This window comes from Pseudomonas matsuisoli (assembly GCF_014647635.1).
Lineage (GTDB): Bacteria > Pseudomonadota > Gammaproteobacteria > Pseudomonadales > Pseudomonadaceae > Pseudomonas_P > Pseudomonas_P matsuisoli.
On sequence record NZ_BMPO01000005.1, the window covers coordinates 241,235 to 257,658 of the forward strand.

Annotated in this window: 12 protein-coding genes and 2 pseudogenes; 9 read left to right on the forward strand and 5 right to left on the reverse strand. The window is 60.2% G+C overall.

What is annotated here, in order from left to right; all coding sequences use genetic code 11:
- Nucleotides 1–16 precede the first annotated feature (16 nt).
- The 6 genes and pseudogenes from IEY47_RS12725 to IEY47_RS12745 all read left to right on the forward strand — a co-directional run bounded on the left by IEY47_RS12725 (nucleotide 17) and on the right by IEY47_RS12745 (nucleotide 5,274).
- Nucleotides 17–817, forward strand: coding sequence for an HpcH/HpaI aldolase/citrate lyase family protein (locus tag IEY47_RS12725; protein WP_188983619.1), 801 nt, complete (start codon nucleotides 17–19; stop codon nucleotides 815–817).
- A 457-nt stretch (nucleotides 818–1,274) separates the two neighbouring features.
- Complete coding sequence (locus IEY47_RS12730) at nucleotides 1,275–1,877, forward strand: TetR/AcrR family transcriptional regulator (protein WP_188983620.1); 603 nt, start codon at nucleotides 1,275–1,277, stop codon at nucleotides 1,875–1,877.
- 146 nt (nucleotides 1,878–2,023) lie between these two features.
- Complete coding sequence (locus IEY47_RS12735; RefSeq protein WP_188983621.1) at nucleotides 2,024–2,956, forward strand: 2-hydroxyacid dehydrogenase; 933 nt, start codon at nucleotides 2,024–2,026, stop codon at nucleotides 2,954–2,956.
- Nucleotides 2,957–3,127: 171 nt separating this feature from the next.
- A pseudogene (locus IEY47_RS20810) lies at nucleotides 3,128–3,802 on the forward strand (PAS domain-containing protein); the annotation flags it as partial.
- Nucleotides 3,803–3,955: 153 nt separating this feature from the next.
- Nucleotides 3,956–4,390: pseudogene (locus IEY47_RS20815) on the forward strand (methyl-accepting chemotaxis protein); the annotation flags it as partial.
- A 482-nt stretch (nucleotides 4,391–4,872) separates the two neighbouring features.
- On the forward strand, nucleotides 4,873–5,274 hold the full coding sequence (locus IEY47_RS12745; protein ID WP_188983623.1) for a hypothetical protein: 402 nt from the start codon (nucleotides 4,873–4,875) through the stop codon (nucleotides 5,272–5,274).
- Between the two features lie 178 nt (nucleotides 5,275–5,452).
- On the opposite strand, the gene IEY47_RS12750 is transcribed toward IEY47_RS12745, so the two are convergent.
- Nucleotides 5,453–5,671 (reverse strand): hypothetical protein, encoded by a 219-nt coding sequence (locus tag IEY47_RS12750; RefSeq protein WP_188983624.1) that lies wholly within the window; start codon nucleotides 5,669–5,671, stop codon nucleotides 5,453–5,455.
- A 420-nt stretch (nucleotides 5,672–6,091) separates the two neighbouring features.
- Nucleotides 6,092–9,559 carry an acyl-[ACP]--phospholipid O-acyltransferase gene (locus IEY47_RS12755; RefSeq protein ID WP_188983625.1) on the reverse strand — a complete coding sequence of 1,156 codons (3,468 nt, stop codon included), beginning with the start codon at nucleotides 9,557–9,559 and terminating at the stop codon, nucleotides 6,092–6,094.
- A 133-nt stretch (nucleotides 9,560–9,692) separates the two neighbouring features.
- Here IEY47_RS12755 and IEY47_RS12760 point away from each other — a divergent pair, with 133 nt between their 5' ends.
- Nucleotides 9,693–10,424 carry a helix-turn-helix domain-containing protein gene (locus IEY47_RS12760; protein ID WP_188983626.1) on the forward strand — a complete coding sequence of 244 codons (732 nt, stop codon included), beginning with the start codon at nucleotides 9,693–9,695 and terminating at the stop codon, nucleotides 10,422–10,424.
- Between the two features lie 276 nt (nucleotides 10,425–10,700).
- On the opposite strand, the gene IEY47_RS12765 is transcribed toward IEY47_RS12760, so the two are convergent.
- From IEY47_RS12765 to mpl, 3 genes are all read right to left on the reverse strand, one after another.
- Nucleotides 10,701–10,988: a YceK/YidQ family lipoprotein gene (locus IEY47_RS12765; RefSeq protein WP_188983627.1), complete on the reverse strand. Its 288-nt coding sequence runs from the start codon at nucleotides 10,986–10,988 to the stop codon at nucleotides 10,701–10,703.
- Nucleotides 10,981–11,610, reverse strand: a complete 630-nt coding sequence (ubiX, locus tag IEY47_RS12770; RefSeq protein ID WP_188983628.1) for a flavin prenyltransferase UbiX — start codon at nucleotides 11,608–11,610, stop codon at nucleotides 10,981–10,983. The genes IEY47_RS12765 and ubiX overlap by 8 nt, the downstream gene beginning before the upstream one ends.
- A gap of 186 nt (nucleotides 11,611–11,796) precedes the next feature.
- Nucleotides 11,797–13,146, reverse strand: coding sequence for a UDP-N-acetylmuramate:L-alanyl-gamma-D-glutamyl-meso-diaminopimelate ligase (gene mpl / locus IEY47_RS12775; protein WP_188983629.1), 1,350 nt, complete (start codon nucleotides 13,144–13,146; stop codon nucleotides 11,797–11,799).
- Between the two features lie 353 nt (nucleotides 13,147–13,499).
- Between mpl and eat the strand changes: the two genes are divergently transcribed.
- Nucleotides 13,500–14,948: an ethanolamine permease gene (gene eat, locus IEY47_RS12780; protein ID WP_188983630.1), complete on the forward strand. Its 1,449-nt coding sequence runs from the start codon at nucleotides 13,500–13,502 to the stop codon at nucleotides 14,946–14,948.
- 64 nt (nucleotides 14,949–15,012) lie between these two features.
- On the forward strand, nucleotides 15,013–16,404 hold the full coding sequence (locus tag IEY47_RS12785) for an ethanolamine ammonia-lyase subunit EutB (RefSeq protein WP_188983631.1): 1,392 nt from the start codon (nucleotides 15,013–15,015) through the stop codon (nucleotides 16,402–16,404).
- Nucleotides 16,405–16,424 lie beyond the last annotated feature (20 nt).

A 16,424-nucleotide genomic window follows, 5' to 3' on the forward strand; every position in this document is an offset into this window, starting at 1 on the left:
AATGTGGAGAAGTCTCATGCCTGCTCGCTCTTACCTGTTCGTCCCCGGCGACCGTCCCGAACGTTTTGACAAGGCCTGCGCCGCCGGCGCGGATGTCGTCATCCTCGACCTCGAAGACGCCGTCACTCCTGACAAGAAAGAGTCGGCGCGCGAAGCCATCCGCGAGTGGTTGAAAGGCGGCGGCAAGGGTTGGGTGCGCCTCAATGGCAGCGATACCGAATGGTACCAGGGCGATTGCAGCCTGCTAGGCGAACCCGGCCTGCTCGGTGTCTCGTTGCCCAAGGCGGAATCCGCCGCGCAATTGACGGCGCTGTCCGAGCGGCTGCCCGACCCTCTGCGCATCCTGCCCATCGTCGAAACGGCCCGTGGCGTCTGGAACGCCGAAGAAGTCGCCGCCGCACCCAAGGTCGATCGTCTGGCGTTCGGCTCGGTGGATTTCCAGGTGGACACCGGCATTCTCGGTGACGGTGACGAACTGCTGTTCGCCCGCTCGAGGCTCGTCATCGCCTCCGCACTGGCACGGATCAATCCACCGGTCGATGGCGTGACCATCGACCTCTCCGATCTCGATCTTCTGGCAGAAGACGTCAAACGCGCGCGCCTGCTGGGCTTCGGCGGCAAGCTGTGCGTGCATCCGAAACAGGTCGCACCGATCAACGATGGCTTCCGCCCCGCCGACAGCGAGGTCAGCTGGGCCAAGGCCGTGCTCGACACCCTCGAATCCCACAAAGGCGTCGGCGCTGTCAGTCTCAATGGCAAGCTCATTGATTTGCCGGTGATTCTGCGGGCTCGGCGGATTTTGGAGAGTGCTGTTTGATGCGTGTGTAGATTGAGCCGGGCGACGATGTGTTTAGCAGCGAAGCGGTTTCCGCCAAAAAAATCACGTCGTCCCTACCATTGCACTCGCGGGCAAGCCCGCTCCTACAGGTATTGAGTTGCCGCACGAATGGATGTTGTGACTGACATAGCATTTATTGTTGAAGCCGCATTCGCGACCGAGCCGATTGCCGCCCACTCTTTCCTGAAAATACGCTCAACGGTAAGTACGCAGCTTTATTTTGTAGGAGCGGGCTTGCCCGCGAATGCGATGGCAAGGTCAACATAGTTTTCATGGCGAAAGCCAGGCCGATCCTGCCACCGCACTCGCGAACCCCGACGACTTCTGCACAGCCCTTCTATAAACCTAGCCATCGGCAATGCTGTCGAAGATCGTGCACGATCCACCTTGAATCGCCGACGACTACAAAAATAAATCCGTTTGGAGGACGCCCCTGATGCTCACCGCCATCCCCCGTGACGAAACCCGCCCCGTCCGCGCACGTTTGATGGACATCGCCCTGCGCTGCTTCGCAGAGCAGGGCTACCACGCCGTCGGGCTGCGCCAGTTGGCATCCGAACTCGGGCTTCGCGCGGGCTCGCTGTACGCGCACATCGACAGTAAGGAAAGCCTGCTGCGTGACCTCATCGAGGACGGCTACGACCAGCTGATCGAAAGCGCGCGGCAGGTGCTCTACGCCAAGCCCCGGCCAGCCAAGCCGCTCAGGGCGTTGATCCGGCACCACTTGGACTACCAGACCGAACACGCCGCCTGGTACTTCCTTGCGACTATCGAAGCCCGGCACCTGCCGCGCGAGCAATGCAACGAGATCATCGAGCTGCAACGCCAATACGCTGCGTTATTGCAAGAGGCGCTACCCGCCAACCCCGCCCACCCAAACCCCAAAGGCATGACGGAGCATATGATCGGCCTGCTCAACGGCACGCCTCAATTGAAACCACGCTGGCAGGAAGTCCGGCGGCTCGATGGGTGGGAAGTGGATCTTGAGCAATTGATCCTGAGGCAGTGGCTACGGCCTTCGCAAAGTGCAAACGCCTAGCCGATTTGCGACCGCTCCTGAGCGTCGGTACGTAGCAATTACTCATAAACCGTGCGCGCTAAATGCCATCCGGGCATTTCACCCCGTGCATCCGTGCACGAGTCGACCTAGACTCGGTCGGAGGTCACTTTGGAGGTCTAGTCCGCATGAAACCGCGCTTGTTGATACTCAATCCGCTGTCCGCCGAAAGTCTTGCCCGCATTACCGAACGCTACGACACCCTCTATGCCCCCGACTCGGAAAGCCGTCGCAAGGCCGTCGACGAGCAAGGTGCCGAGGTCGAGGCGGTTTTGACTATTGGCACCGTGGGGCTAACGGCGGCCGAAATGGCGCGGATGCCCAAGCTCGGATTCATCGCTACCTTGGGCGTCGGCTATGAAAAGGTGGAACTGGACGCCGCGCGTGATCGCAACATCACCACAACCAATGGCGCAGGTAGTAATGCGGTGTGTGTCGCCGACCACGCCATGGCGTTGCTGCTCGCGCAGATCCGCGATATTCGCCGCCTGGATACGGCATGCCGCGAAGGCGTCTGGCGGGACAAATTGCCGATGACGGACAGCGTCAGTGGCAAGCGCCTCGGGTTGCTCGGCCTCGGTTCGATCGGCGAGCAGCTTGCCAAGCGCGCCACCGCGTTCGATATGGACATTGCGTATCACAAACGCACCTTCAAACCGGAAAGCGAATACCGCTACTTTGACGATGTCGTCGAGCTTGCTCGCTGGGCAGACTGCCTGGTCGTCGCCATTCCCGGAGGCGCTGCAACCGAACATATGGTGAATGCCGCCGTGCTTGAAGCACTCGGCCCACACGGCTACCTGGTGAACGTCGCGCGCGGTAGCGTCGTCGATACCGAAGCCCTGGCCGTCGCACTGCGCAACAAAACTATCCTAGGCGCCGCGCTGGATGTGTACGAAAGCGAGCCGAACCCGCCCCAGGACTTGATCAATCTCGACAACATTACGCTCACACCTCACGTCGGGGGCAATTCGCCGCAGGCGCTGGAGCAGTCGTTGAGCCTGTTCATCGAAAACATCGGCCGGCACTTCAAAGGCGAGCCGGTGTTGACGCCAGTCTAGCGCTGGGCATGGCACTCCTGCCGATCAACGGAATGCTTGAGTGGATTGCTTGGCTTAAGCATTTCAGGTCGTAGCCGATAACCCGACATATCAACTAACACCGCATCGGTGACCGCTATGTTCTTCTCTCGCTCCAAGGACGAAATCGCCCGGCTGCAAGAACGCCTCGACATGTACGATCGCGCACGCGAGCTACTGAACGACCAGTTGCTGACCGCTCAATTCGATGCGTCAGGCCGGTTCACGGCCATCAGCCGTGAGTTCGAGAAGGAGCTGTTCTATAGCCTCAACGATGTATCGGGTCGCCACTTGAACGACTTCGTGCCCAAGCACGTCGTCCGGGATGAGCACCATCGGCGCATCACCGACGCCCTGACAAAAGGGAATACCTTCAGCGGTGCGCTGCGTATGTTGCGTAAGGATGGCAAAGAGGCCTGGCTGCGCATCGTGCTCGTCCCACTGATCCACGAAAACGGCAGTATCGAGTCGTATGCCATGTACGGCAGTAACGTCACCCAGACCATCGAGAACTCGCGTGAGCACGAGAATATGGTGGGCGCGTTGCTGCGCTCGACCGCAGTCATCGAGTTCGGCATGGACGGAGCGATTCTGACGGCGAATGACCGTTTCCTGGGGGCAATGGGCTATTCCCTCGAGCAGATTCGCGGCAAACATCACCGAATGTTCTGTACACACGAGGAGAGCAGCTCGCGCGCCTATCAGGATTTCTGGGGAAAACTGGGCAGCGGCCAGTTCGTTGCCGATCGATTCAAGCGGATTGATAGCCGTGGGCACGACGTTTGGCTAGAGGCCTCGTACAACCCGGTCTCCGACATTCAGGGCAACCTCTACAAGGTGGTGAAGTTCGCGACAGTCATTACCGACCAAGTGAATCAGGAACGTGCGGTAGCCGAAGCCGCCGAGATCGCCTATTCGACCTCCCAGCAGACCGACGCGACCTCTCAGCGCGGAACGGAAGTCATCAATGAAACGCTACAAACGGTTCGACAGCTAGCCGAGCAGATGCAGAAGGCCAGCCTTTCGATCGAAGCGCTGGACCAGCAAGGCGCGCTTATCGCCAGCATCATCAAGACCATCAGCGGTATCGCCGAGCAGACCAACCTGTTGGCCTTGAACGCCGCCATCGAAGCCGCACGCGCCGGTGAGCAAGGCCGCGGTTTTGCCGTGGTCGCGGACGAGGTTCGTCAATTGGCATCCCGCACGTCGACGGCGGCGCAGGAAATCGTTGGGGTCATCCAGAAGAACCAGAACATGGCCGCCGACGCCGTTTCAGTGATCACGCAAAGCCGCACGCAAGCCGACCAGGCCTTGGCGCTGTCCACCGAGGCGGGTGAAGTGATCAAGGAGATCCAAAGCGGGGCGCAATCCGTGGTCAACGCGGTCAGCCAGTTCGCCAATCAGTACTCAGGCTAAACAGGGCTGCGGTGCTTTTGACTGTCGGGAAGCTCCGCTCTTGTCCTCGTACGGGCGTACCACGCAATAGAGTGAACCGGGTAAACCCACGTACGTTGCCTGCTCGGTGTAGGGGCGACTTCAGTCGCCTTGGCGGCTAAAGCGGATCGCCGCCCGGCCGCCCCTACAGTGACGCCGCAACACCGCGAAACTTGCGCATTGGCCCGGATCGTCAAACGCATCGAGCACCGTAAGCGGGGCGAAACCCACGTACGCCTAATGCCCCGTGTAGGGGCGACTTCAGTCGCCTTGGCGGCTAAGGCGGATCGCCGCCCGGCCACCCCTACAGTGACCCTGCGAGACAGCGCGCTACGCCAAGCGTCTTATCCGAAGGCGGCGTAACTATGGAGGGGGTTACCGATACCAGTAATGGCAGTAAAACTCGCCCGGCCTTCCTCTTCCCAAGCGGACAACAACGCCTTGCCTCGCTATGATCAGTAGCCATGAGCGCAACCGCCCCCTCCCGAAGCCCCTGCCCGCCCGGCGCCTGTGATTGCCAACGCGATCAGCTGGATAGCCTGCCCGGTATCGACCTGCGCGTCCTCAAGCTCACGCGTCAGGAGGAGAAACGGCTGCTCGAACGATTGGAAAACCTGAAAGACCTGCCCGATCTCGAACGCATGCAGCAACGGATCTACGAGCAGCTCGGCATACGCGTGCATATCGCCCCAGGCTTCACCGAAGTGCGCAGCATGCGCGGCATCAACATTGGGGTTGAACCGCGCCCTGGGCTATGCCGCAAGACGCGTCAGTCAATCCCTGCAGCGATTCGCCGCGGACTCGAGCGCAATCCAGAAATCGCCTACGCCCTGCTGAACGCCAACGATTTGCTGAAGGACGCCTAGGGCCAAACGGACAAATCGTCGGCCTCGAAATGGCAAACGTAGGGTGGAATCCCAGAGGTCTTCCACCGTTTACACAAAAGGACCGGCCAACCGCCGTGTATGCGAGGCGGCGCCACGGCATTTGAGATGGAAAGCGTGGAAACGCCCGTCCACTCATTCGGGCGGGCGGGAGAAAGACTCAGAGCGAGGCAAGCACGCGCCGGTAGGCCTTGCACTCTTCGCAGCTACAAGGAAGCTGGCGGCTGGAAAAGAAAAAGCTTTCGCCCGTCAGCTGGCAATCACTTGGGGCGTTCGGATCGGATTGCAACGTGAGCGTGGACATGACCTGGTCTGCCAGGATATCGAGCAGGTTCCTATGAATATCAATGGAACCGCCAACCGTATTGACGCCTTTCATGTCCTGAACTCCTGAACGAAATAGAGGCAGCAACTGCCTGTCCAGTGTGTCGGCGCAACATGCTGCGTCTTTAACTCGCAAAACGCCTTCAATGACAGCCGGCCATAAAAACGCCACTACCCTGTAGGGCTCTCTCAAAACTACGTTTGTGCGCATTGACTGAATGGTCACACCTGCACCTGAGGTCGGGCGACCTCGGTCGCCTTCGCGGCTAAAGCGGATCGCCGCCCGGCCGCCCTACAGAAAAACTCGAGACGCCTGAAATTTCCGCTTTAACGTCTATAACTCTTTAATTGGAATGATTTATTAGTTTTGAGCAGGTCATCGATGCCCTCTGTAGGGGCGACTTTAGTCGCCCGCGGTTGCACATAGATCCAAGGTGGGGACGGTTGCCACATCTGTCCAACCGCCCCGCTCACCTCACTCCACCTCTACCACTCTGCTCTCCGCAGCCAGCTTTTTCGCTCCAGCGATATCGGCCTTGCCGGTTCCCAATTTCGGTAGCGCATCCACCTTCAGCCATTCGCTCGGCAACATCAGCGGATTGTGGCCGGCCTCTAGTAACGCGCGCTTCAGCGCAGCGGTATCCAATTGCTGCTCGTGCAGCAACACGATGCGCTCGCCTTTCTTGTCATCTGGCAGGTTCACGGCCATGACTTCGACGTCCGGGTCGGCGATGGCGGATTTCACCACTTGCTCCACCGCACCCAGGCTGATCATCTCGCCACCGATCTTGGCGAAGCGGGAATAGCGGTCGACGATGGTGAGAAAACCGTCCGCATCCAACCGTCCCTTGTCACCCGTGATGTACCAGCGGTCGCCATCCAGCTCACGGATGACTTTGGCGGTGCGTTCGGGATCGTTCAAGTAGCCCGTCATGACTTGCGGCCCGCCGATAAGAATCATGCCTTCATCGCCCGTTTGCAGCTCCTCGAAACTGGCCGGATCGACGATCTTCAGACTGGTGCCAGGCAGCGGCATGCCTACGGTGCCGACCTTGCCGCCTCGCTGGACCTGCAAGTACGTCACGTCCAATGCATCCGGCAGATTGACCGCTGCAACGGGCGCGGTCTCGGTCGCACCATAGCCTTCGTAGATTGCCTTGTTGAATTTGAGCTGGAATGCTTCGCGCACATCCTCGCTCAGCTTCTCAGCGCCTGCGACCACGACCCGCAGGCTCGCCAGCATCAATGGCTCAACCTTCTTGTTGCGGGCGAACAAGCGCAGGAAGGTCGAAGTACCGCACATGATCGTCGCCTTGTACGTCGCAACGGCACGAGCAACGCCCACCACATCCGTCGGGTCGGGCTGGGCCACCAGCGGCAGACCTTCGATCAACGGCAGGAATTGGGTCACCGTCAGCCCAAACGCATGGAACAGCGGCAGCGAGGCCATCACGACATCATGATCCTCGGTATTAAGCACATCGGACGTCTGCTTGATGTTCGCCATGATGTTGCGATGGCTGAGCATGACGCCCTTCGGCATGCCTTCGCTGCCGCTGGAAAACAGAATGGCGGCGGTACTTTGGGGGTCTACCGGTTTGCAGAACAGGGCTTTGAGCGCAAATGCGGGCAGTACCTTCACTGCGACCCAGGTCGCAATCATTTCCACCTTGCTGAAGTCCTTGCGCAGTTCTTCCAGCATGACCAATTGGCGACCTGCCAGGACCTCGCTCACCGGCAACCCACGCTGCTCGAGCTTCTGAATGAATTTCTGCGAGGTATAGACGGTACGAATCTGCGCCTGGTCCAGCGCCGACGCCAAGGCCTCTCGGCTCGCCGTGTAATTGAGGTTGATGATGGTCTTGCCGGCGAGCAGCGCGGCCATATTGGCGAGCACACCCGCGTTGGATGTTGGCAGCAGTACGCCAACATTCTGCTCTGGGCTCAACTTCGCGAATCGACGCGCCATGGCGATACTCGCCGACAACGCTTCCCCGGCTTTCAGCGGCTTGCCAAGACCATCTGCCATGGCCATCCCGGCGGTACGCCGTTTGACGCTATCGATCCAGGCTTCAGGCAGACTCGGTAGGTCTTCCATGTAGTGCTGCCAGGAGCGAACTGTCTGGTCGAAGATGCGGCGCTTGAGTACGTCGGCCGTGGTGGTCTTCGGCAACGGTCGGCCAAACGCGACGACGACGCTGCGATGCAGAGGCGTGTCGCGCAACTCCTTGAGTTTGCCGGAGGAACGCGAGAATTGGCTGCCCCAGAGGCCACGCAGATAGAACGGTACGATCACCACGTCATCGTTGGCTTTTTCACAGGCGCGTTCGTAGCCACGACGGAATTCCCCTAGCTGCCCCGTCCGACTGATCGCCCCTTCCGGAAACAGACAGACGACCTCACCTTCATTCAGCAGACTCGCCACGGTGTCCAGCGATTGACCCGCGCCGCCGCCCTGCTGAATAGGAACGCAACCCAACGATTTGAGCAGCCATTTCAGGTACCACCGATCGTAGATGCTCTTGAGCATGACGAAGCGCACCGGACGCGGACTCGCGATCTGTACCATGGCCCAGTCCACCCAGCTGATGTGATTGCCAAGCAGCAGTACACCGCCTTGTGCCGGCAAATTCTGCAAGCCGTGCACGTCGACCTTGTAGCGCTGTTTCATCAATAGCCCGAGCAGGAAGCGCACGAGGCTCTGCGGCAGCTCGATGACCGTATAGGCACCGCCCACCAGCGCGACACAGGCCACGATCAGCAGCAGGTAACGGCTGTTGATGCCGAAGAGCGCGAAGGCTGCGGTCAGGATCAGGAATCCCAACATCGCCAGGTTCTGAATCCAGTTGCTGGCCGCCAGCACGGTGCCGAGCTCTTCTTCACGGGCGTGGAACTGAATCAACGCATTCAAGGGCACGATGAACACGCCGCCCATGGCGCCGATGAAGATCATGTTCAGCGCATGAGCGGTGGTCGAGCCGAGCAAGGGCAGCAGCCAGAGCCCAACGGCGATTCCGAGTGCGCCGATCGGTATCAACCCAGTCTCGATACGATTGCGTGACAGGCGGCTGGCGATGGTCGAACCCAGCACGATGCCGATACCGGTGGCCGCGAGAATGCCTTGAATGACCAGTGCATTGGTCACGCCAAGATTGTCCTTGGCATAGGACGGAAAGGCGGCCAACAAGACTTGGCCCACTGACCAGAACAGCGCCAGGCCAATGATCGACTGCCGAATCACGGTATTGCGGGTCACCGCCTTGACGTTGGCCTTCGCCGAGCGTCCCCGCAGGTAGTCGTCCCAGACGAAACGCTTGTCGGTCGCGGGCTTTTCCTCCATCGGCAAGCGATAGAGCGCTAACAGCTCAACGATACTGGCCGTCACCATCAGCCAACCGAGCGGTGCGACGTCCTGCAGCATGTCGTGCGGGGTCGTCGAGGCGCCAATCCAGGCCTCGAAGAACGCCGTAAATGCAAAGGTCCCGGCCAGGATGGCAACGATGGAAACGGCTTGTACCAGGCCATTGGCTTCGGCAAGCCGAGATTTCCCGAACAAGGTCTTGATGTAGCCGTACTTCGCGGGCGAATAGAAGGCCGCCTGCGCCGCTAGCAGCACCGTCATTGCAAACGCCAGCCAGAACCAGCCCGCGTAATACGCTGCTGTGATCAGCAACGTGATCGCCACGGCGGCCCAAGCGGAGAGACGCATGACCCGCACTTTAGGCTGGCTATCCGAAACATGTCCTGCCGGGGTGAACAGCACGATGAAGGGCAGCAGCATCAAGCCATTGACGATGGCGGTAAGTACGACCTGTGTAGAGCCGTCGTAAATCTTGAAGACGGTGTTCTGAATGACAATCTTGTGCCCCAGATCGACGAACGCATTGATGAACATCGCGATCAGAAAGGGCCATGCGCCGGGCATGCGGTGCAACTTATCCATGTAAGCCTCGGGTGGGTGGAAACGGGGGGCAGACTGGCGCGTGCCCAACGGGGGCGCAACTTTCGCAGTTCAAGTTGCACGAAACTGTGTCTCGAGTATTGTTTTTCGATACTTCCTCTCACGAGTTCTCACCATGAAACAAGCCGTCCAGTTGGTCGATGCGCTGAAGAAGCAGCTCAAGGCCCACGGCAAGACCTATGCGGACGTGGCCCGTCACGTCGGTTTGAGTGAGGCATCAATAAAGCGAATTTTTGCGGAAAACACCCTGACGCTGGATCGTCTGGAGCAGATATGCACGCTTATCGACCTCGATTTCGTGCAACTGATCCATGGCATGCAGAGCCAGGACCGCCAGACGCGAGGGCTCACCGAAGCACAGGAACAAGAGATCGCCGACGACCATCTGCTATTGCTAGTCGCCGTCTGCGTGGTCAATGGCTATGGCCTGGCGGACATCCTTGCGCAGTATCAGCTCAGCGAAGCCGAGTGCCTACGAAAACTGGTGAGGCTCGAACGACTCAATCTCATTGAGCTCATGCCCGGCAATCGCATCAAGCTACGCATCGCGCCGAACTTTCGCTGGCTACCGGCGGGCCCGATCCAGCGCTTTTTTCAGGCGCATGTCGCTAGCGATTTCTTTCGCTCTCGCTTTGATCGCGAAGGTGAGCAACTGGTGGTGCTCAATGGGCTGCTCTCCCCGACCGGCAATGCACAGTGGCAGCGGAAGATGCAGCGCCTGGTGACAGAGTTCAACGACCTCTGCCGCGAAGAAGCGGACTTACCCCTGGCCGAACGTTTCGGCACTACGGCCGTGCTAGCCGTGCGGCAATGGCAGTCAAGTGTGTTCAAGGAGTTTGGAAGGTGAGTAGCCCGCTTCTAACGTTGGGCAAGCGCTCAATATCTGCGCTCGTCTCGGATCGCAGGGACACCAACCAACACCCGCGCTATCAACGAACATCGTAGGGTGGAAAACGGCGCAGCCTTTTCCACGCGCCAGGCTTTGCACCGGTGGATGGCTTCGGCCATTCACCCTACGTATCAAAATGATTTCGAGTAGGCGCTGCTTTTTGTAGGGGCCCATCGGGCTGCGCTCAGCTTATGGGCGATCAGCCTTACAGCCAGGACCGGCTACTCGCGCCTCTCAATTCCCGCCCTGCACGTTGAACCGCACATTGATCGCCGCCGCGACGGAGAATGGCAACAGTAGCGTGTCGAGCAGCGCGCTCGCGGGAAGATCCAGCCCGGGATACGCCGGCGCCTCTGCACCAAAGTGGTCCATTGCGCAGCACCCGCCATTCCAGGCATACAGGTCTAGCCGTGTACCGGCGTACACCAACGGCGCATCCGGCTTGGCGGCGTTGAGGGTCCGGGCCGTCGCGCACCCTTGCAGCACGAGCACGGCAAGAACCAGCAGAAAGCGCTTATTCATCGTTCACCATATGGTGTTCGCCCCAGCGCGGCAGCATGTCTTGGGGGATATCTAGCAGATTGAGAATGCGCGCCACGACAAAGTCGACAATATCGTCCAGCGTCTGCGGCTGATGGTAGAAACCGGGCGATGCCGGAAGAATCGTCACGCCCAGGTTGGACAGTTTCAGCATGTTTTCGAGGTGAATGCTGGAATACGGCGCCTCCCGCGGAACGAGAATGAGCTGGCGGCGCTCCTTGAGCGTCACGTCGGCCGCTCGCTCGATCAGGTTGTTGCACGCGCCTGTCGCGATGGCAGATAGCGTCCCCGTGGAACAGGGCACCACCACCATTGCACTCGGGGCACTTGAACCCGAGGCGGGCGGCGCCATCCAGTCTTCCTTTCCATACACCTTGATCTGTGCGGCAGAAGCTCCGGTGTATTCAGTCAGAAACGCCTGCATCGCCTGCGGTTTGCCAGGCAGCGTGACATCGGTTTCGGTCGCCATGACCAATTGCGCCGCCTTGGAGATGAGAAAGTGCACCTCGCGATCTTCCTGTACCAGGCAATCCAGCAGCCGCAGCCCGTATTGCGCGCCCGAGGCGCCCGTCATGGCGAGGGTGATGCGTTCAGGACCGGTCATGGGTGGATATTCCCCGTCGGTTTGAGGCAAGAGCCATCGTGTTGCCCGTAAAAGATGTATAGGCACATAGATCATCTATGGCTGACGGACCGCATTCGCGAGCAAGCTCGCTCCTACAAAAGCGACCGCGATCTTCTGTAGGTGCCCACTTGTGGGCGATCGCCGTTTGCCAAACCGTGCTACTGATCATCCCAACGCCTCCGTCAACTTCCCGTGCAACCCGCCGAAGCCACCATTACTCATGATGACCACATGCGTGCCTGGCCTTACGTGGGCTTTGACGCCGTCGATGATGGCATCGAGTGAATCGCATACGCGTGTTTCCACGCGCGAGCCTGCTACCGTCGCGGCGAGGTCCCATCCCAAATTTGGCGGCGCATACCAGAACACGCGGTCGGCTTGGGTCACCGAGTCCGGCAAACCGTCGCGATGGGCCCCCAGCTTCATCGAATTGGAACGCGGTTCGATCACAGCAATGACCTGCTCGCGGCCAACGCGCTTGCGCAAACCGTCGAGGGTGGTAGCGATGGCTGTCGGATGGTGAGCGAAGTCGTCGTAGACGGTAATGCCGTTCACCTCGGCGACCTTCTCCATGCGCCTTTTGACGTTCTTGAAGGATGACAGCCCGGCGATACCGAGCTCGGGCACCACGCCCACATGCCGCGCTGCGGCGAGGGTCGCCAGTGCGTTGGCGACATTGTGTGCGCCGGTCAGATCCCACTCGACCACGCCCTGCGAAGTTCCTTGGAACAATACTTCGAATCGGCTGCCATCTTCAGTCAAGAGCCGCGCCTGCCATTCGCCGCCTTCGCCTGTGGTCTGCACCGGCGTCCAGCAGCCCATTTTCACCACTCGGACCAGCGCGTCCTCGGCGGTGGGATGCACGATCAGCCCTTCGCTCGGGACGATACGCACGAGGTGATGGAACTGCCGTTCGATAGCCGCAAGGTCCGGGAAGATGTCCGCGTGATCGAATTCCAGGTTATTCAGGATCGCGGTGCGCGGCCGGTAGTGCACGAACTTGCTGCGTTTATCGAAGAAGGCGCTGTCGTATTCGTCCGCCTCGACCACGAAGAACGGCGTACCACCCAGCCGGGCCGAAATACCAAAGTTTTGCGGGACACCGCCAATGAGAAATCCGGGGCTCATCCCTGCGTGCTCCAAGACCCAGGCGAGCATGCTGGTCGTCGTGGTCTTGCCGTGCGTGCCAGCCACGGCTAGCACCCAACGCCCTTGCAGCACGTGATCAGCCAACCACTGTGGTCCGGAAACATACGGCAGCCCTTTGTTCAGCACATGCTCCACCGCGGGGTTACCGCGCGACAGGGCGTTGCCGATGACAACAAGGTCCGGCGCAGGCTCCAGATGCTGAGGATCGTAGCCCTGCATGAGCTCAATGCCCTGGGCTTCGAGCTGTGTGCTCATCGGTGGATAAACGTTGGCGTCGGAACCGGTGACGCGATGGCCGAGTTCCTTGGCGAGAACGGCAAGCGACCCCATGAAGGTGCCGCAAATGCCGAGGATATGGATGTGCATGCAGACTCCCGCAATCAAGCCGCCGGAGGGGGCGGCGAATGGGCGCGAGGTTAGCACAGCGATGGCTGGGCCCGGGCCACTAACCAGTGGCGTTTGCTTCCCTCCACTGTGCCTGGCAAGAGCTCACTTTTGATCTCTGTGGGAGCGGGCCATGCCCGCGATTTGGTTCCAACCTGGCGCGAACTTCGCCTGATGAAATACGTCGCAGGCATGGCCCGCTCCCACACTGGCGCTGAGTGCAGCAAAGCCCTCTGGCACAGCTATTGCTCCGTTTTCCGCCACATACGTTGTTGCAATTACGGCATCTTCGGCTATGCCGAAGAAAGGAACACGACACCATAAGGCGAGCACACATGCCCATCGAACAATCTGGCCACGCACCCGAGAACGCTGGCGTCGACTTCGAGAAAGTCGGTGAGGATTACTTCCAGCATCGACAGCTTAAGAAAGGCGCCGCTGGATGGGTGCTGCTCGTTGGCCTTGGCGTCGCATACGTGATCTCCGGCGACTATGCCGGATGGAACTTCGGCCTCGCTCAAGGCGGCTGGGGCGGCATGTTCATCGCGACGTTGCTGATGGCCACGATGTATCTGTGCATGTGTTTTTCGTTAGCTGAGTTGTCTTCGATGATCCCAACCGCCGGAGGCGGCTACGGCTTCGCCCGCAGCGCTTTTGGCCCGTGGGGCGGGTTTCTTACCGGCACCGCGATTCTGATCGAATACGCCATCGCCCCAGCCGCCATTGCCTGCTTCATCGGGGCCTACTGTGAGTCGCTATTCGGCATCGGCGGCTGGATGATCTACCTGCTGTTCTACGTCGTGTTCATCGCCATCCACATCCTTGGCGCCGGCGAAGCATTGAAGCTGATGTTCGTCATCACGGCAGTAGCTGCCCTGGCGCTTGCCGTGTTCATCGTGGCGATGGTGCCGCACTTCGATGCTGCAAATCTGTTCGATATTCCGGTCACTGAGGCCACCGGAGCCAGCAGTTTCTTGCCCTTTGGCTACGTGGGCATCTGGGCCGCCCTGCCCTACGCCATCTGGTTCTTTCTTGCGGTCGAAGGCGTGCCCCTCGCCGCCGAAGAAACCAAGGACCCGAAACGCGACCTGCCGCGCGGCCTGATCGGCGCCATGTTGGTGCTTCTCGCGCTCGCCGCACTGATATTGATCGTCGGACCCGGCGCCGCAGGCGCTCAGAGCCTCATCAGCTCGGGCAATCCGTTGGTCGAAGCGCTCGAATCCGCCTATCAGGGCGCGACCTGGATGAGCCAGTTCGTGAACCTCGTCGGCCTGGCGGGCTTGATCGCCAGTTTCTTCTCCATCATCTACGCCTATTCCCGCCAGATATTCGCGCTATCGCGGGCCGGCTATCTGCCACGAGGGTTGTCGCTCACCAACAAGAACAAGGCGCCCGTCCTTGCCTTGATCGTTCCCGGCATCATCGGCTTCGCGCTGTCGCTCAGTAACCAGGGCGACCTGTTGATTCTAGTCGCCGTCTTCGGTGCCACGATTTCCTACGTCCTGATGATGGCCTCGCACATCGCGCTGCGGGTTCGCCGCCCCGATCTTCCACGTCCGTACCGGACGCCAGGCGGCGTGATGACTTCTGGAATTGCGCTGGTACTCGCCTGTGTTGCGGTGATTGCCGGCTTCCTCGTCGATCCGCGCGTGGTGATCGGCGCGGCGGTGATCTATGCGGTGCTCATTGCCTACTTCGCGTTGTACAGCCGCCATCACCTGGTCTCCGGCACCCCGGAAGAAGAGTTCGCCGCGATCCAGGCCGCTGAACAGGACCTCCATTGACGGGGTCGAAAATGTTACCGCGAATCACCTCGCGCGCAGGCTGACGCGGGGCTCTGGAGGCGACATGGCAAGGTTCACCCACACCGTTGGCGGCCAGATCTATCGGTTCGCCGACCTGAAGGAGGTCATGGCCAAAGCGAGCCCTGCACGGTCGGGCGACTTTTTGGCCGAGATCGCGGCGAATAGCGACGCAGAACGGGTCGCTGCGCAAATGGCCTTGGCGAATATTCCGCTGAAGCATTTCCTTGACGAGGCCGTCATTCCTTATGAAGCGGACGAAGTCACCCGGTTGATTCTCGACACTCACGACGCCGACGCCTTCGCACCGGTCGCTCATCTGACAGTCGGCGGATTTCGCGATTGGCTGCTGGGCGACGACGCGCATGAGGTGAGTTTGAAAGCACTGGCGCCTGGGCTGACGCCCGAAATGGTCGCGGCCGTGTCGAAGATCATGCGCATTCAGGATCTGGTGCTCGTCGCCAACAAGGTGCGGGTGGAAAGCCGGTTCCGCAACACCATCGGCTTGCGGGGGCGTATGTCGACCCGCCTACAACCCAACCATCCAACGGATGATCCGGCCGGCATCGCGGCGAGCATTCTCGATGGGCTGCTCTACGGCAATGGCGATGCGGTGATCGGCATCAACCCCGCCACGGACAGCACCTCCGGCATTTGCGAGCTGTTGAAGATGCTCGATGCCATCGTCCAGCGCTACGAGATCCCGACGCAATCCTGCGTGCTCACGCACGTGACCACGTCGGTGGAGGCCATCAACCGCGGCGCACCCGTGGACTTGGTGTTCCAATCCATCGCCGGAACGGAGGCGGCCAACGCCAGTTTCGGCATCAGCCTGGCGCTGTTGCAGGAGGGCTACGAAGCCGGCTTGTCACAAAAGCGCGGCACGGTGGGCGAGAACCTCATGTATTTCGAGACGGGCCAGGGCAGCGCGTTGTCTGCCAACGCGCACCATGGTGTCGACCAACAGACGTGCGAAACCCGCGCCTATGCGGTCGCCCGCCGCTTCAAGCCGCTGCTGGTGAATACGGTGGTCGGGTTCATCGGCCCGGAATACCTCTACAACGGCAAGCAGATCATCCGCGCCGGGCTGGAAGATCATTTCTGCGCCAAGCTGCTGGGCGTGCCGATGGGCTGTGACATCTGCTACACGAACCACGCCGAAGCCGACCAAGACGATATGGACATGCTGCTCACCTTGCTGGGCACGGCAGGTATCAACTTCATCATGGGCATTCCGGGTTCGGACGACGTGATGCTCAATTATCAAACCACCTCATTCCATGACGCCCTCTACGTACGCAAAGTGCTCGGCCTGCGACCTGCGCCAGAGTTCGAAGCCTGGTTGGAGCGCATGGACATTCTTCGCCACGCGGACGGGACGGTGCAGTTGGGCGAGCAGGTGCCAACGGCGTTCCGCCAGGCATTGGCACAGTTGTAGGCCGGAGGAAGCCTGACAAA

Bases quoted from the DNA above. Each gene is read 5' to 3' on its own strand.
- ubiX (WP_188983628.1), bottom strand. From the start codon at position 11,610: ATGACCGGTCCTGAACGCATCACCCTCGCCATGACGGGCGCCTCGGGC.
- IEY47_RS12760 (WP_188983626.1), top strand. From the start codon at position 9,693: ATGAAACAAGCCGTCCAGTTGGTCGATGCGCTGAAGAAGCAGCTCAAG.
- mpl (WP_188983629.1), bottom strand. From the start codon at position 13,146: ATGCACATCCATATCCTCGGCATTTGCGGCACCTTCATGGGGTCGCTT.
- IEY47_RS12750 (WP_188983624.1), bottom strand. From the start codon at position 5,671: ATGAAAGGCGTCAATACGGTTGGCGGTTCCATTGATATTCATAGGAAC.
- IEY47_RS12765 (WP_188983627.1), bottom strand. From the start codon at position 10,988: ATGAATAAGCGCTTTCTGCTGGTTCTTGCCGTGCTCGTGCTGCAAGGG.
- IEY47_RS12730 (WP_188983620.1), top strand. From the start codon at position 1,275: ATGCTCACCGCCATCCCCCGTGACGAAACCCGCCCCGTCCGCGCACGT.
- IEY47_RS12735 (WP_188983621.1), top strand. From the start codon at position 2,024: ATGAAACCGCGCTTGTTGATACTCAATCCGCTGTCCGCCGAAAGTCTT.
- IEY47_RS12725 (WP_188983619.1), top strand. From the start codon at position 17: ATGCCTGCTCGCTCTTACCTGTTCGTCCCCGGCGACCGTCCCGAACGT.
- IEY47_RS12755 (WP_188983625.1), bottom strand. From the start codon at position 9,559: ATGGATAAGTTGCACCGCATGCCCGGCGCATGGCCCTTTCTGATCGCG.
- IEY47_RS12785 (WP_188983631.1), top strand. From the start codon at position 15,013: ATGGCAAGGTTCACCCACACCGTTGGCGGCCAGATCTATCGGTTCGCC.
- IEY47_RS12745 (WP_188983623.1), top strand. From the start codon at position 4,873: ATGAGCGCAACCGCCCCCTCCCGAAGCCCCTGCCCGCCCGGCGCCTGT.
- eat (WP_188983630.1), top strand. From the start codon at position 13,500: ATGCCCATCGAACAATCTGGCCACGCACCCGAGAACGCTGGCGTCGAC.